12 protein-coding genes are annotated in these 15,476 nt (G+C 72.6%); 5 read left to right on the top strand and 7 right to left on the bottom strand.

Features of this window, described 5'->3' with window-relative positions:
* Positions 1 to 96: 96 nt before the first annotated feature.
* Together ACFWYM_RS21300 and ACFWYM_RS21295 are read right to left on the bottom strand one after the other, a co-directional pair.
* Positions 97 to 411, bottom strand: a complete 315-nt coding sequence (locus ACFWYM_RS21300) for a hypothetical protein (RefSeq protein ID WP_384839199.1) — start codon at positions 409 to 411, stop codon at positions 97 to 99.
* A gap of 147 nt (positions 412 to 558) precedes the next feature.
* Positions 559 to 2,979 carry an immune inhibitor A domain-containing protein gene (locus ACFWYM_RS21295; protein WP_384839196.1) on the bottom strand — a complete coding sequence of 807 codons (2,421 nt, stop codon included), beginning with the start codon at positions 2,977 to 2,979 and terminating at the stop codon, positions 559 to 561.
* A gap of 498 nt (positions 2,980 to 3,477) precedes the next feature.
* Between ACFWYM_RS21295 and ACFWYM_RS21290 the strand changes: the two genes are divergently transcribed.
* The gene (locus ACFWYM_RS21290; RefSeq protein ID WP_384839193.1) at positions 3,478 to 3,810 is read left to right on the top strand and encodes a hypothetical protein; all 333 of its coding nucleotides are present in this window, start codon (positions 3,478 to 3,480) and stop codon (positions 3,808 to 3,810) included.
* Positions 3,811 to 3,849: 39 nt separating this feature from the next.
* On the opposite strand, the gene ACFWYM_RS21285 is transcribed toward ACFWYM_RS21290, so the two are convergent.
* Both ACFWYM_RS21285 and ACFWYM_RS21280 read right to left on the bottom strand, forming a co-directional pair.
* Positions 3,850 to 4,578, bottom strand: a complete 729-nt coding sequence (locus ACFWYM_RS21285) for an RDD family protein (protein ID WP_384839191.1) — start codon at positions 4,576 to 4,578, stop codon at positions 3,850 to 3,852.
* A 154-nt stretch (positions 4,579 to 4,732) separates the two neighbouring features.
* Positions 4,733 to 6,319 (bottom strand): RDD family protein, encoded by a 1,587-nt coding sequence (locus ACFWYM_RS21280; protein WP_384839188.1) that lies wholly within the window; start codon positions 6,317 to 6,319, stop codon positions 4,733 to 4,735.
* A gap of 267 nt (positions 6,320 to 6,586) precedes the next feature.
* On the opposite strand from ACFWYM_RS21280, the gene ACFWYM_RS21275 reads away from it, so the two are divergent.
* Positions 6,587 to 7,057: an SsgA family sporulation/cell division regulator gene (locus tag ACFWYM_RS21275; RefSeq protein WP_384839185.1), complete on the top strand. Its 471-nt coding sequence runs from the start codon at positions 6,587 to 6,589 to the stop codon at positions 7,055 to 7,057.
* 40 nt (positions 7,058 to 7,097) lie between these two features.
* Here ACFWYM_RS21275 and ACFWYM_RS21270 read toward each other — a convergent pair whose 3' ends face one another.
* On the bottom strand, positions 7,098 to 8,468 hold the full coding sequence (locus ACFWYM_RS21270) for an FAD-binding oxidoreductase (protein ID WP_384839182.1): 1,371 nt from the start codon (positions 8,466 to 8,468) through the stop codon (positions 7,098 to 7,100).
* A 98-nt stretch (positions 8,469 to 8,566) separates the two neighbouring features.
* Here ACFWYM_RS21270 and ACFWYM_RS21265 point away from each other — a divergent pair, with 98 nt between their 5' ends.
* Genes ACFWYM_RS21265 through ACFWYM_RS21255 form a run of 3 tightly spaced genes read left to right on the top strand, consistent with a single transcriptional unit; the run spans position 8,567 to position 13,049 of the window.
* The gene (locus tag ACFWYM_RS21265; protein WP_384839180.1) at positions 8,567 to 10,165 is read left to right on the top strand and encodes a tetratricopeptide repeat protein; all 1,599 of its coding nucleotides are present in this window, start codon (positions 8,567 to 8,569) and stop codon (positions 10,163 to 10,165) included.
* 14 nt (positions 10,166 to 10,179) lie between these two features.
* Positions 10,180 to 11,532 (top strand): hypothetical protein, encoded by a 1,353-nt coding sequence (locus tag ACFWYM_RS21260; protein WP_384839177.1) that lies wholly within the window; start codon positions 10,180 to 10,182, stop codon positions 11,530 to 11,532.
* A gap of 26 nt (positions 11,533 to 11,558) precedes the next feature.
* Positions 11,559 to 13,049, top strand: coding sequence for a nickel/cobalt transporter (locus tag ACFWYM_RS21255; protein WP_384839174.1), 1,491 nt, complete (start codon positions 11,559 to 11,561; stop codon positions 13,047 to 13,049).
* Between the two features lie 57 nt (positions 13,050 to 13,106).
* Here the strand turns inward: ACFWYM_RS21255 and ACFWYM_RS21250 are convergent, their stop codons facing one another.
* Together ACFWYM_RS21250 and ACFWYM_RS21245 are read right to left on the bottom strand one after the other, a co-directional pair.
* Positions 13,107 to 14,618, bottom strand: a complete 1,512-nt coding sequence (locus tag ACFWYM_RS21250) for a DUF4331 domain-containing protein (protein WP_384839171.1) — start codon at positions 14,616 to 14,618, stop codon at positions 13,107 to 13,109.
* Positions 14,615 to 15,367, bottom strand: coding sequence for a hypothetical protein (locus tag ACFWYM_RS21245; protein ID WP_384839169.1), 753 nt, complete (start codon positions 15,365 to 15,367; stop codon positions 14,615 to 14,617). The genes ACFWYM_RS21250 and ACFWYM_RS21245 overlap by 4 nt, the downstream gene beginning before the upstream one ends.
* Positions 15,368 to 15,476: the final 109 nt, after the last annotated feature.

Here is a 15,476-nt window from a genome sequence, read left to right as displayed (position 1 = left end):
CGCCGGACGGGCTATCTCTAGCCCGTCCGGCGATTGAGGACTAGCCGCGTCAGCGGCGATAACGGGTGCCCCAGGGCGGTTGCCCGGCCGGGAGGCTTACCCCCGCACAGACGACGGCACGAGCGCCCGGATCGGGTGCCAGAGCTCCGTGTCGGCATCCCGCGCCGTCCGCCATATCAACCCGTCCGGGTGGTACAGCACCGCCGAGATCTCATCCGGAGTGGGCGGCTCCGCGTTCCCCCGGAGGTACACCGCCCGCAGACCCAGATTGCGCAGCCTCGTCAGCGCCCGCGCGCGGTTCACCGCATGCACGATCACCCGCACCGAGCCCCCCGTCGGAGACGGGCTCGGCAGGGTCAGGGCCACCACCACGCTGCCGTTCGGCAGCTTGCTGAAACCTCCTGCGGACATGGTTCGTCACACCCCCGTGAGACAGCGCGCGAGGCCCCCGTGTGAGCCCCGCGTCAATAAGAAATCCACAGCCAGCACCTAAACACGATCGGCCGCCGCCCGCTAGAGGGCGACGGCCGATTGCGCTCTGACCTGCAGAGATGGTGATTACTTCACCGACGGGCCCACCTGGACCGTGATCGTCGAGCCATCCTTCGGCTGCTTGATGATCTTGATCTGAGTGTTGGTGTCAGTGACCTTCACGCTTCCCGTGGGGTTCTCCTTCGACCAGTAGCTGCCCTTGTGGTCGTCGAAGGTCGAGACGCCCTTCTGGGACTTGATCTTCAGCGCGACGTCCGCGTTGTGGAGCGTGAACGCGTCCGTGGCGTACTTGCTGAACGGAGCGTCGAACGGCTGGATCTTGTTGCGCAGGAGCGTGCCGTCCTTCCACTTCAGCGGGGCCGCGTGCGCGTCCACCGGGAGGATCAGGCCCTGGCCGGGGTGCTGGCTGACGTTGTTGTCCTTCTGCGAGGTGTCCCACTGCCAGACCAACAGGCCGGTCTGGTACGGGTAGTGCTCCACCCAGTCCGGACGGGACTTCGAGAAGCCGAAGTTGTACGGGCCGACCTCAAGGGTCTTGTCGTACGACACGTACTGGCGGTTCTCGGCGAGGTAGTACTGCGCGTAGCTCTTGGTGAAGGACTCACCGATGCGCGAGAAGCCCTTCGCCGTCCAGCCGTTGTCGTCGCCCTCGGCGCCGTCCTCGAAGAGCTTGGTGCCGTCCGCGGTGACCGTCAGGGCGTCGGCCGCGAAGCCCTTGCCGCCCGCGCCGCCGTCCGTGGCGTAGCGGAAGCGCAGGTCGATCTTCTTGCCCGCGTAGGCGTCGAGCGGGAAGGCCAGCTTCTTGTACGCCTTCGAAGCGCCCGTCAGAGCGGGCTTGTCGCCGGCGTCGCGCGTGATCGGCTTGCCGTCCGCCGTGCCGTCGATCGGCTCCCAGTTGGCGCCGCCGTCCGTCGACACCTCGGTGTAGAGGAAGTCGTAGTTGGCCTCGATGTCCCACCAACCCTGCAGCGAGAGCTCGGCCTTGGACTTGCCGGTGAGGTCGACTGAGCGGGTGAGGGTGTTCTTCAGGTCGTCGCCCTGGTCGCTCCACCACTGCTTGGCGCCCTCGGCGGGCTTCACGACGGTGGTGGTGACGGGCTTCTTCGGCAGTTCGACGACGAGCGCCTGGCGGTGGCGGGTGTTGTACTCCGAGACGCCCAGCTTGTGTTCGGACGTCGTGGCCGCCTTCGCCTTGGCGTAGTCGAGCCAGCCGAGCTGGAACTTGTCCCAGGCGGTCATGTCGCCGGGCAGGTCACCGATCGCGTTCTTGCCGGTGCCGAGCCAGGAGCCCGCCGACATCAACGACCAGAAGCCGACCGAGTTCTCGGCCTTGCCCGTCGTGTCGTAGAGGTCCGGGAGGCCCAGGTCGTGGCCGTACTCGTGGGCGAAGACGCCGAGGCCGCCGTTCTCCGGCTGCATCGTGTAGTCGCCGACCCAGATCCCGGTGTCGCCTATCTGGGTGCCGCCGGCCTTGTTGTCCGCCGGGCCGGTCTTGCCCGCGTCGTTGCCGTACGCGTACCAGCGGTGCGCCCACAGGGCGTTCTCACCCTCGGCGCCGCCGCCGGCCGACTCGTCCTCGCCCGCGTGGACGATCTGGAAGTGGTCGATGTAGCCGTCCGGCTCGTTGAAGTTGCCGTCGCCGTCGAAGTCGTAGCGGTCCCACTGGTCGTACTTGGCGAGGTCCGTCTTGATCTGCTCGTCGGTACGGCCCTTGGCCTTCTGGTCCTTGGCCCAGGCGGTCACGCCGTCCTTGACCGCGTCCCAGACGTTCGGGCAGTTGGTGTCGCCGCAGTAGTTGGAGCCGTAACGGCCCTCGTTCCAGTCGACCTTGACCCAGTCGGAGACCTCGCCGTCGACCGAGTAGCGGCCCGAGGAGGTCTTCTCGTAGTAGGTCTTCAGCGAGTGCTTGGGCTTGCCCTTCTTGTCCTTGCCCTTGCCGAAGTACAGGTCCTGGAAGTGCTGTTGGTTGTAGTCCTTCTGCCAGGCCGTGCTGTTGTCCTTCGCACGGTCCGGCTGGGCTATCTTGTTGTGCGCCGGGCCCGGCTTGCCCCCGTACTTCTTGACGGGCTTCTCCGGACCCTCGGGGCCGTCCGGGTCGTACATGGTCGTGTCGTCGACCTTGTCCCCGAACTCCACCAGGATCGTGAAGATCTTGTCCGTCTTCTCCCGGCCGAGCTCGACGTATTTCTTGTCGTCCAGCTTGACGACCTGCGAGCCCCCCTTCTTCTGCACCTTCGCGTCACCGGCGACCACCTGCTGGAGCGCCGCCTTGCGCTGCTGTGCCTGCTGCTTGCTGAAGGGGCCGTCGAGGTCGTGGTCGACCTGGGCCTTGGCGCGCGCCGGGTCCTGCCGGTCCACGGCCGGGGCGGCGGCCCGGCCCGGGGCGGCGCCGTCCTCCGCCGCGGCATACGCGGAGAACGTGGCGGTGGCCGCGGCCATCGCCACGACCACCGCGGTGGCTCTGAACGTCCGTCTGTTGCCTGTCACTTGATGCTGTCCTCCCCCGCGCCCGCGCGAGTGGCGGACCGTGGTCCCGGTCGGAGGAGGTCCGCGCGCGAATACGCGTCACAAGTGACGACATTCGACCGGAGATACGGAAGAAAAGACAGACCTTGACTTGGACAGGCCAACTGCACTATGCAGACGCGGAAGTCCGCTATGCGAACGCGCTACCCCGACTTGCCGAAGTCCGAACGCCCATACAGCGCCGGTCAGTTGAACGGGTGCGCCCCACCGTCCACTCTCTGGACATAATGATCCTGTGCGCCCCCCATGCTCCGGCACCGTGGGTTAGGTCACGCTTACCAGACGTTCCCGTGGGGCATGCAGCGGAATAGAGTGAATCGACGGCGCGCTTCAGCGTAAGGCGACAGTTCCAAGTCGTCTACGCCCAGCGGCCTTTGATTCGCATACAGCACCCCTTATATGCCTCGCGTATACCTCCTGAATACCTCCGCATCAGCTGTCCCGAGGAAGGGTCACGTCATGCCTCGTCCCGCACCTCGTCCCGCGCCTCGTCCGACCGCCGCCCAGCTCACCTACGGCAGCATCACGGTCGTCTTCTCCACCCTCGCCATGCTCCTGCTCTCCCAGACGAGTTCAGGGGTGGGTGTCGCGGTGATCACCATTGCCGCCCTCGGGCTCGGCCTGTTGGTGGCCATGACCGTGCCCCTGCCCAAGGCGGACCGGACGGCCGCCGCCGCGCCCGCGGTCCCTGTCGCCGCCGCCCCGGAGCCCCTCACCGCCACCGTGCCCGGGCAGCGCACCCCGGTCGCCTCCGCGCACGCCGCCCCCGTACACGAACCGGCGGGCCCGTGAATCACGAGCCCGCCGGATGTGCCGCCGCCGCAAGGGAGTTCAGGTGGTGCTGACCACCACCGTCTTGGCGGCCTTGTCGTGCAGACCCTGTTTGTAGGGCTTGTCGAAGAAGCTCCAGCCACCGCTGATCGCGGTCCAGATGCAGGCGCAGCAGAACGCGAACGGCAGCCAGAGGACGGCGGAGCGCACCAGGGCGGTCTGCAGGGTCGGCGTCGCACCGTCGTTGAGGTTCGCGACCCGCATCCCCAGCCACTTCTTGCCGAGCGTCTGGCCCGTCCTGGAGATCATGAAGCTGTCGTACGCGATGTAGAGCACCGCGGCGAGGAGCGACTGCCCGAAGGACTTGCCGTACTCGACCTTGTCCGGGTCGATGTCGTACTCGTTGGTGCCGAAGGCCCAGGACAGCAGCCCGACCACGATGCCGACGAGGATCATGTCGACGAGGCGGGCGAGGACGCGCTTGCCGCTGTCGGCCAGCGGGGGCATGCCCGCGAGCGGGTCGGCGCCGTAGCCGCCGGGACCGCCGGGGCTGCCGTAGGGATCACCCGAGCCGTAGGGGCCGCCACCGTAGGACGGGGGCGGCGGGGGCGGGGTGCCACCGGGGCCACCGCCGCCGGGAGGCGGGCTGCCGTACGGGGAGCCGTCGCCGGGCGGCGGGGCGTCGTAGGGAGAGCCGCCGCCCTGGGGGGATGACGGGGGCGGCTGCTTCTTGAAGGGGTCGTTGTCGTCCGGGGGCGGGGACGGGAACTGCGGCGGTTCGGTACTCATGCGCCGAGTGCACCGCGCGGTGGTGCTCGGCGCACCCGGCGGGGGGCTGTACGGGTTACCGCCCGACGTGGTGGCCCTCGTATCGCCGGCTTCGCCGTGGCTCGTCCTCAAACGCCGGACGGGCTTGATCAGCCCCGTCCGCCGTCGACAGGTCCTAGCCCGCCACGAACGTCCGCGCCGCCTTGTCGTGCCAGCACTGGCGCCACGGCCTGTCGAAGACGCACCAGAGCACGCCCACGACGCCCACCACGAGCACGCCCGGCACGCTGTACACCAGCCAGCGGCGCAGCGCGGCCCCGAAGGAGGGCGCCTCGTGCTCCTCCAGGTCGCGCACCCGGACGCCTAGGAGCTTCTTGCCGAGGGTGCGGCCCCACTTGGCCGTGGGCAGCGCCTCGTAGAGGACGCCGAAGACGAGCAGGACCCCGAGGACGATGCCGAGGTAGCCCGCCGTCGTGCCGTCGAGCAGCCAGACCGTGGACTTCTCTCCGGAGAGCTTCGCGGCGTCGATCTTGTCGTTGATGTGGTCCGTCGCCTTGGTGGCGAGCGGGAACGCGGCGGCTCCGGTGACCGCCAGCAGGACGACCGTGTCGATGAGCCGGGCCACCAGCCGCTTGCCGAGCCCGGCGGGCCGCTCCGACGCCTGGGCCTGCGCGGCGGCCAGGAACGGGTCGTTGGCCACCGGCTTCCACGGCACGACGGGCTGGCCATCGCCCTGGGCGCCCGGCGCCAACTGCTGCTGCGGGGGCTGCTGTTGCTGCGGGGCCGGGGGCTGTGCGAGCTGGTGCACCTGCTGCGCCCACGAGGGCGAGCCGCCGCCGGGGCCCGAGGTCACCGGCGAGGCGACCGGCTCGGGGGCGGCGGGCTGCTGCGGTACGGAGGGCTGCTGGGGCGGCGCCTGCTGGGCGGCGGAGCGCTTGGGGCGCAGGGCCCGGATCGCCATGGTGCCCTCGGCGCCCCCGGCGGCGGCCGCGGCGTCGGTGGACTGCGCGGGGCGCACCGGTCCCGAGGGGCGGCGGAAGGTGACGGTGCCCTCGCCGACGGGCGGCACCGCGGGCGCGTTCGGCTTGCCCGCGGCGGGTGCGGACCCACCGGACCCGCCGGGCTCGCCGGGCTTGGCGGAGCCGGGCTTGTTGCCGCCCTGCTTGTTGCCGCCGGGCCGGAGCGCGCGGATCGCGACCGTGCCGGGGCCGTCCGCCTCGGGGGCGCTCCTCGGCTCGGCGGGCAGCGCCTGGGCGGGCTTCGGCCCCGTCGGCTGCGGGTCCGCCGGTTGCGGCCCCGTGGACTGGGGTGCGTTCGCCACGCGCGGGTCCTGGCCCGGTGCCGCGCCCCACGACACCCGCTGCTGCTCCTGCTCCCTGCCGAGCCCGGACTGCCGGGACGCGTCCGCCTGCCAGGCCGACGCGGGCTCCGGCTTGCTGCCGTGCCGGGCGTCGGCGGCTGCGGCGTCGGACTCCGGCGCGGACGCGGCCTCGGGGGCGGACTCGGGAGCGACGTCCGGGGTGGACCGCGCCACCGGCTCCTCGTCGAAGAAGTGCGGCCCCGTCTCCTCCGCCGCGGGCGGCCCCGAAGTTGACGCACCGGGGGGCGGCGGCAGCAGCTCGCCGTCGGAGGGCGCCGGACGGCTCGTACCGGGCACCCAGGCACCACCGTTCCAGTACCGGACATATCCGGGAATGGACGGGTCTGGGTAATAGCCTTCGCGGGGCCTGTCCTCGCCGGGGGCCGGAGTTGGGGCGCTCATGTCCGTCGTCCCGTATCTGCTCGGGGGTCTTATAGGGGCTCCACATCTATCAGACGTACGCGTCCGCCCGGGTGGCTCCGGTCGTACGGACCACTATCCGGGCACCGTTCCCGCACCGGTTCACCGCGACCGGGTGCCGTGCGAGGGCCTCTGTGAAACCCGTACGAAAAACTTTCGCGGACTCGCGTAATGCCCGACGCTCCTCGCGCTCTCCATCGGTACGGGCCCGCTCCAGTGGGCCCCGCACACCGAAAGGAAGCACACATCATGCACAGCGTGGTGGAACGCGAACTCGAGCTGAAACTGGTCCTGTCGCCCGAGCGCAGCATCCCTGTCCCGGCCCGCCTCACCTACCGCACCGACGACCCGTACGCCGTCCACATCGCCTTTCACATCGGCTCCGAGCACCCGGTCAACTGGACGTTCGCCCGTGAACTGCTCGTGGAGGGGGTGTTCCGGCCGTGCGGCCACGGCGACGTCCGGGTCTGGCCGACCAAGGTCGAGGGGCGCAGCGTCGTCCTGATGGCGCTCAGCTCGCCCGACGGCGACGCCCTCCTGGAGGCCCCGGCCGCGGCCGTGTCCGCCTGGCTCGAGCGCACGCTGCGGGTGGTCCCTCCGGGCTCTGAGGCCGAGCAGCTCGGCATCGACGACGGCCTCGCCGAGCTGCTCGCCCCCACCCCGGCCGACGACCTGTGGCTGCGCGACCCGTGGCCGTCGGACGAGTCGGACGGTGAGTGAGCAACGCTGCCACGGGGGTGGGAGACGAACCTCAGGATTCTCAGAAGAGCTTGCCCGGGTTGAGGAGTGAGTGCGGGTCGAACGCGGCCTTGATGGCGCGCTGCATCTCCACTCCCACCGGGCCGATCTCGCGTGCCAGCCACTCCTTCTTCAGGACCCCGACGCCGTGCTCGCCGGTGATGGTGCCGCCGAGCTCCAGGCCGAGGGCCATGATCTCGTCGAAGGACTCGCGGGCGCGCCGGGACTCGTCGGGGTCTGCCGCGTCGAAGCAGACGGTCGGATGGGTGTTGCCGTCGCCCGCGTGTGCGCAGACCCCGATGGTGAGCCCGTACTTCTCGGCGATGCGCTCGACGCCGGTGAGCATGTCGGCCAGGCGGGAGCGCGGGACGCACACGTCGTCGATCATCGTGGTGCCCTTGACCGCTTCGAGGGCGGTGAGCGCCAACCGGCGTGCCTGGAGGAGGAGTTCGGACTCGGCGGCATCGTCGGCGGGGACCACCTGGGTGGCGCCCGCGGCCTCGCACAGGGCGCCGACCGCGGCCAGGTCGGCGGCGGGGTCGAGGGTGTCGAAGGCGGCGAGCAGGAGGGCCTCGGTGGTCTCCGGAAGGCCCATGTTCGCCAGGGAGTTGACGGCCTTCACCGTCGTACGGTCCATGAGTTCGAGGAGCGACGGGACATGCCCGCCCTCCATGATCCTGCACACGGCGTCGCAGGCCGCCTCCGTCGAGGCGAACTCGGCCGCCAGGACCAGCTGTTGGGGCGGTACCGGCTTGAGCGCGAGGGTGGCGCGGACGACCACGCCGAGGCTGCCCTCCGAGCCGACGAACAGGCGCGTCAGGTCGTAGCCCGCGACGCCCTTCGCGGTGCGCCGCCCGGTGCTGAGCAGCCGCCCGTCGGCGAGGACGACATCGAGTCCGAGCACGTACTCCGCCGTCACTCCGTACTTCACACAGCACAGGCCGCCGGAGGCCGTGCCGATGTTCCCGCCGATCGTGCAGGTCTCCCAACTCGACGGGTCCGGTGGGTAGTAGAGGCCCTTCTCGTTCACGGCGCGCGACAGCGTGGCGTTGACCACGCCCGGCTCGACGATCGCGATCCGGTCGACGGTGTTGATCTCCAGGATCCGGTCCATCTTGATCAGGGACAGCACGACGCAGCCGTCGCTCGCGTTCGCGGCGCCCGACAGGCCCGTGCGGGCCCCCTGTGGGACGACCGGGACGCGCAGCTCGGTGGCGGTGCGCATGACGTGCTGGACCTGCTCGACGGTGCGCGGCAGGACCACGACGGCGGGGGTGCCCGCCGCGCAGAAGCTCGCCATGTCGTTCCCGTACGAGGATGTGACGTCCGGGTCCGTGAGGACGGCCTCCGCGGGCAGTCCCTCACGGAGCAGTTCGATGAGGGTGCGGCTCATGATCACAGCCTTCCACTCGGGGCCATCGGTGTGAACCCATGGGCGACGACCGACCACAAGCCCGGATGTGCTCTTCGTATTGACGCACAGTGAGCGCCATGGAGACCGAGAAGGACGCATCCGCGCGCCCGGCCGCGCTCGCGCCGGAGCCACCCCTCGCCACCACCGCCCTCACCGACAGCGCCCTCGCCCCCACTGGGCCCCGCCGCCGCTCCCCCGCCCTGCGGCGCGCGCTCATCGCCTCCGTCACCGGGTGCCTGGTGCTCGGCGGCGTGGTCGTGCTGCTGCCCGACGGCAGCGGGAAGGCGGCCCCGCCCGCGCTCGGTCCCGCCGGGCGCGCGATGGCCGCCGTGGGCGCGGGCGCCCCGGCCGCGCTGCCCGACCTGACCGCGCTCATCGGGGAGCGCGAGGCCCATCTGCGGGCCCACCCCGGCGACGAGCAGTCCTGGGCGGTGCTCGGCTCGGCGTACGTGGAGCGGGGCCTGCGCACCGGTGACGTGGCGTCCTATCCGAAGGCCGAGCAGGCCCTGCGCACGTCGATGAAGGCACGCCCCGACGACGGCGCCGGCAACGTGGAGGCCCTCACCGGGCTCGCGGCCCTCGCCAACGCCCGCCACGACTTCCGCGCCGCGAAGAAGTGGGGCGAGCTCGCGACGATGCAGGCCCCGAAGCGGTGGACGACGTACCCGGTGCTCATCGACGCCTACCGGGGGCTCGGCGACACCAAGGGCGTGGGCAGGGCGCTGGAGAGCCTGCAGCAACTGGGCGGCGGGGCACCGGCGTTGATGACGGCCGGGCGGGTCTACCAGGACCGGGGCTGGCGCGAGGACGCCGGCGCCGCACTCACCGACGCGGCGGCGCTCGCCGAGGCGCCCGCGCAGAAGGCGGCGTGCCTGTACCGGGTCGGGGAGCTGGCCTGGGAGCGCGGGGAGCCGGTGGAGGCGCTGCGCTACTACGGCGCCGCGCTCGCCGCCGACCCCGACCACCACCCGGCGCTCGCCGGGAAGGGCCGCGCCCTCGCGGCGCTCGGCCGCTCCGGCGAGGCCCTGAGCGCCTACCAGGCGGCCCTCGCCCAGCGGGCCGAGCCCCAATACGCGCTGGAACTGGGCGAGTTGTACGAGTCCCTGAACCTGCTCCCGGCGGCCCGCGCCCAGTACGACGCGCTGCGCGCCCGGGTGCGGCAGGAGTCCACGGGCGGCGTCAACGACGAGCGGATCCTCGGCCTCTTCGAGGCCGACCACGGCGACCCGGACGAGGCGGTGCGCCGCCTGGAGACGGAGTGGAAGCGGCACGGCAGCCCGCAGAGCGCGGACGCCCTCGGCTGGGCGCTGCACCGGGCGGGCGACGACGAGGAGGCCCTGGAGTACGCGAAGAAGGCGCACGAGAAGGGTCCGCGCAGCGCCCAGTTCGCGTATCACCGGGGCGAGATCGAGCGGGAGTTGGGGACGTACGGGGCCGCGCGGCGGCACATCGGGGAGGCGCTGCGCATCAACCCGTACTTCTCGCCGCTCGGCGCCAAGGCGGCGAAGGGAGCCCTGGACTCGCTGGGCGAGCCCCCGGAGGGCGGCCCGGAGCAGGTGTACCCGCCGGCGCCGCCGCGCCCCCGCTACTCGGGCTCCTCCCCCTCCGGTTCAGGCTCGGGCACGAAGCCGCGGGGCACGGCGCCGAAGACGTCGAAGCCGTCGAAGCGGCGCTGAGGGGGCTGAGGGCGATGAGGGCCGTGAGGGCCGTGGGTGAGCGGGGGGCTCTGCGACGTGTCGTCGCCACGGGGGTCGCCGGGGCGGTCGTGGTCGGCGGCGCCGTCGCGGGGCTGCTCGCGCTCGGCCCGGACGGCGCTCTTCGGCCCGCTCCCCCGCCGCGGGGCGCCCAGGCCGCGGCGCCCGGCGACCTGGGCGCCGCGATCGCGGCCCGGCAGAAGTGGCTGCGCGGCCACCCGGCCGACGCCGCGTCCTGGTCCGCCCTCGCCACCGCCTACGTGGAGCAGGCCCGCCGGGGCGCCGACCCCTCGTACTACCCGAAGGCCCAGCGCGCGCTCGAGCGTTCGCTGGCGGCGCGGCCCAGCGGGAACCTGGACGCGCTGATCGGCATGGGCGCTCTCGCCAACGCCCGGCACGACTTCGCCGCCGCCCGCGTCTGGGGCGAGCGGGCGCGCCGGGCCGCGCCGGAGCGGTGGCCGGTCTACCCGGTGCTCGTCGACACGTACACACAGCTCGGCGCGTACGGGAAGGCGACGGCCGCCGTGCAGCGGCTGCTCGACCTGAAGCCCGCCCTGCCCGCCTTCGCCCGGGCCGGGTACGAACTGGAGATGCAGGGCCGCACCGAGGAGGCGGCGGCCGCGCTGCGGCGGGCCCTCGACGACGCCACCGTGCCCGCCGAGCGGTCCTTCTGCCTGCACCGCCTGGGCGAGCTGGAGTGGGAGCGCGGGGACGCGCGCGCCGCCCTCGCCCGGTACGAGGAGGCGCTGCGGGCCGACCCGGACGCGCACCCGGCGCTCGCGGGACGCGCGAAGGCCCGCGCCGCGCTCGGCGACACCGGCGGCGCCCTCGCCGACCACCGCAGGCTCACCGAGCGCGTGCCGCTGCCCGAATACGTCCTGGAGCGGGGCGAGTTGGAGGAGTCCCTGGGGAAGAAGGGCGAGGCGCGGCGGCAGTACGACGTGCTGCGCGCCGAGGCGGCGCTGTTCGAGGCGAACGGGGCGGGCGACGACCTCACCCTCGGCCTCTTCGAGGCGGACCACGGCCGCCCCGCCGACGCCGTGCGGCACCTGGAGCGCGAGTGGCAGCGGCGCAGGAGCGTCCTGGTCGCGGACGCCCTGGGCTGGGCGCTGCATCGGGCGGGACGGTCGCAGGAGGGGCTTTCGTACGCCCGCGAGGCCGGTCGACTGGGGTGGCGGCGCGCCGAGTTCGCGTATCACCGCGGTGAGATCGAGCGGGCGCTCGGGATGCGGGACGCGGCCCGCGGACATCTGCGTGAGGCGCTCCGTCTCAACCCGCACTTCTCGCCGCTGCGGGCCCCTGCGGCGCGGCGGGCGCTCGCCTCGCTGGAGGGGACGGACGGGGCGTGAGGGCCGTGCACGCTGCCGGGCGACGCGTGAGTGCCGTGCACGCTGCCGGGCGACGCGTGCGGGCCGCGTTGTGCGCTGCCGGGCGGCGCGTGCGGCCCGTTCACCGCGTCGTCGCCGGGCTCGCGCTGGCCTGCGGGGCGCTCCTCGGGGTCGGCCAAGTCCCCGCGCAGGCACACCCGTTGGGGAACTTCACCGTCAACCATTACCACGGCCTGCGGGTGCTGCCCGACCGCGTCGAGGACAGCGTGGTCGTGGACCGGGCCGAGATCCCGACCCTCCAGGCGGGCGGGCGCGACGACGCGGGGGCCGTGTGCGCGGACGTCGCGGGGGCGCTGCGGGCGCGGGCCGCGGGGCGGCCGCTCGTGTGGCGGGTGCGGGCGAGCGGGCTCGCCTATCCGCCGGGGCAGGCCAAGTTGCGTACGACGCGGATCAGTTGCTCGCTCAGCGCCGGGGCGGACCTGGCGCGGGGCGGCGACGTGGAGTTCGCCGACGGCTACGACCAGGGGCGGATCGGCTGGCGCGAGGTGACCGCGACGGCGGGCGGCGGCGTGCGGCTCGCCGCGTCCGACGTACCGGAGCGGAGCGTCTCCGGCGAGCTGCGCCGCTACCCGGACGACCTCCTGTCCGACCCGCTGGACGTACGCGCGGCGCGGCTGCGGGTGGCGCCGGGTGACGGTCCGGGCGCGGGCCCGGGAGCCGCCCCCATCTCCACGGCCGGGAGCGGGAGTTGGCTCGCCGCCCTGGACGCCCGCTTCGCCGCGTTCACCGCCCGGGACCGGCTCACGCTGCCCATGGGCCTGGCGGCCGTGGCGCTCTCGCTGCTCCTCGGGGCCGCGCACGCCGCGCTGCCCGGGCACGGCAAGACCGTGATGGCGGCGTGCATGGCGGGGCGGCGCGGGCGGGTGCGGGACGCGGTCGCGGTGGGCGCCACGGTGACGTTCACCCACACGGCGGGCGTGCTCGCCATCGGGCTGCTGCTCACGGTGTCGGCGTCGCTCGCCGCCGACCGGCTCCTGAATCTGCTCGGGGTGGTGAGCGGGCTGCTCGTGGCGGGGGTGGGGGTGGTGCTGCTGCGGTCGGCGCGGGCGCCGGGCCACCGTCACCACGGCCACCACGCCCACCGCCACGCCCCTCACCCGCACGGCGCCCACACCCACGTACACGAGGAGCCCGGCCGCCCCTGCCGGCGCCGCACCCTCGTCGGCATGGGGGTCGCGGGCGGGCTCGTGCCCAGTCCGTCCGCCCTCGTCGTGCTGCTCGGCGCGGTCGCGCTGAACCGGACCGGTTTCGGGGTCGCCCTCGTGCTCGGCTACGGCGTCGGGATGGCGGCGGTGCTGACCTGCGCGGGGCTGCTCGTCGCGCGGTTCGGGGAGCGGGCGGGGCGGCTGCTCGGCGGGCGGGCGGCGGCGCTGTGGCACCGGTGGCGGGCGAAGGTGCCGTATGTGACGGCCGCGCTGGTGACAGCCGTCGGAGCGGGACTCGCGCTGCGCGCCGCGGTCCCGCTCCTGTACGGCTGAACTCCCTTGCTGTGTAAGGGCCCTGGCGAACTTCCGTACCACGGACGGGCCCTGGCGCTACGGAAGGGCCCTGGGCTCTCCCACATACGGGAAGGTGCCGCCCGGTCGCGGCTCGGGGCCCTGGGCAAGGCTGAACCGGAAGAGCTCCGGGTGTCCCTTGCCCGCCGGTTCGCCGAGGACCATGCGGCTGAAGATGAGCGTGGCGTCGTCGGTGTAGCGGCGGCCGTTGGGGAAGCCCTGGCGGTCGCCCTCCAGCAACCCTTCGGGCTTGGGTCTGCGGGTGACGGGGACCGCCATGTTGAGGCGCAGCATCTCCGCGGGGAGCAGCTTCCTCGGGTTCGCGTCCCGGTTCAGGGCCTGGGAGTTGAGGTTCTGCCGGACCGGGCCGGTGCTCGTGGCGACGCCCTTCATGAAGATCTGCCACAGGTCGTCGCGCGGCGTCTTCGGGGCCGGTGCGGTGAGGAAGTGGAAGAGGTTGACCAGGTGCGGGCCCGCAGGCTGACGGACCATGCGCTCGATCGTCCGCCAGCGGTGGTCGTCGGCGGGGCGGCGCGCGTTGAACTGGTCGGCGACGCCGCCCGGCACGCCCACGAGGAGGCCGCCTGGCTGGAGGAAGCCGTCCGGCGAGAGCCCCTCGTTGAAGAAGGACTGGCCGACCCGGGACATCTGCACCCAATGGGGCGTGCCGCCCTGGAGGTTGAGGGACTTGCGGGCCGCCGTGGACCACACGCCCACGACCGGGTTGCGGCGCGGGTCGCCCTTGAGCGCGAGGGCCTTCTTCGGGACCTGCACCGTCATGACGTTGACGTTGCTGAAGATCAGCGGGTTCACCGGCACCGGCGCGTCCACGCCCAGCTTGAGCATCGCGAACTGCCGTACGTCGATGAAGAAGGGGTCGGCCGCCTGCCCCGTGTAGACCTTGCCGCCGCCCGGGAGCCGCACGGTGGCCTGGCGCATGAGGCGCCGGTAGTCGGGCATCGAGACGAGCCCGGCCCGGGTGGGCGCGGCGATCTGCTTCCGCACGAGCGTCCGGGCGGGCCGCCCCGGCCGGAGCTCCTGGAGGGTGTAGCGCTGGCGCAGCAGCAGGTCGGGGTCGTCGAGCCGGTCGACATAGCCCTTGGCCTGGGCGACGCCGCCGATGCGGTGGTCCTCGGTGGCGAAGGTCCAGCGGTACGTGAGTTCGGGGCTGCCGTCGCCGGTGGTGTCGACGTTGATGTCGTAGCGGGTGTCCTTGCCGAAGAGCGCGGGCGGCAGGACGCCGCCGATCTGCGGCAGCGTGATCGGGTTGTAGGTGGCGGCGAGGGTCACCGTGTCCGGGTTCTCGGGGCTGGTGAAGGCGAAGAGGTCGGCGCCGTTGATGTCCGGGTTGAGGATGGCGGTGGGTGCGTCGACGTGGCTGCCCGCGTGTCCGGTGCCGGTGCCGGGGCCGACGAGCGCGGCGGCGGTGAGCGCGGCGAGTGCGACGGTGGCGCCGACGGCGTACGTGCGTCTGACGTGGCCGGTGCGGCGTCCGGCGCGGCCGGTCCGGCGGCTGACGAGGCCGGTCCGGTCCTTCGGCTCGTCGGTCATGCGCCGAGGCCCTGGATGCGTGCCCAGAAGTCGGGTCCGGGCAGGAAGCTCAGCGTGGCGTCGAGGTTGAACAGCGGGGTGCCCTCGGGCAGGTCGACGTCGAACTGCTTGAGTGCGGCCTGGAATTCCTTGCTGCCGCGGAACTCCCAGTCCTTGGGGCCGAAGCCGAGCTCGCCCGTCTTGGGGTCGATGCGCGGGGTGATCACCGGGTAGAAGGAGTGACTGCCGATGAGCAGGTCCTTCGCGGTGGTGGTGGCGAGCTGGACGCGGCGCTCGGGGCCCTTGTTGATGCGGAGGTTGCAGTAGGCGCCGGGGCTCGGGAGCACCGCGAGCCAGATGCCGTTGCAGACGGCCCGGTCGCCGGTGGAGGGGCGGGCGATGACGATGCCGCCCGGGTAGCAGACCCGGAAGATGTGGGTGAGGTCCGGCTCGATGCTGTCCTCGAAGACACCGAGGGGGAAGCGGAACTGGTCGTCTCTGCCCGGGTTGTTGGAGAGCGGCGCGACGGGTTTGATGGTCGCCTTCTCCGCCTTGAGGATCTTCTTGACCTCGGGCTTGAGCGTGACGTCGGCGTGGCCGAAGGGCGAGAAGTAGACGCCGCCGGTGCGGGACTTGCAGGGGCCCTCGGCGGCCTTCGCGCGGTGGGCGGGGCCGTGGTCGCCGCGGCCGTCGGCGGTGGCGGTGCCGGTCAGGCCGACCGAGAGGAGGACGGCGGTGGCGAGGGAGAGGGCGGTGCGGGTGAGGCGCATGGAGGGCTCCTGGGGTTTCGGTGGCTCTGGGAGCCACTGAAACCCCAGGGCGGTCACTCTGCGAGGTCAGAAGTGCCGAATGGGTAACCCTCCGTCATGGGAGCCCCGT

It is taken from the genome of Streptomyces sp. NPDC059009 (assembly GCF_042740175.1).
In the GTDB taxonomy this organism is placed as follows: Bacteria; Actinomycetota; Actinomycetes; order Streptomycetales; family Streptomycetaceae; genus Streptomyces.
This window is presented reverse-complemented; position numbering and strand designations above follow the sequence as displayed.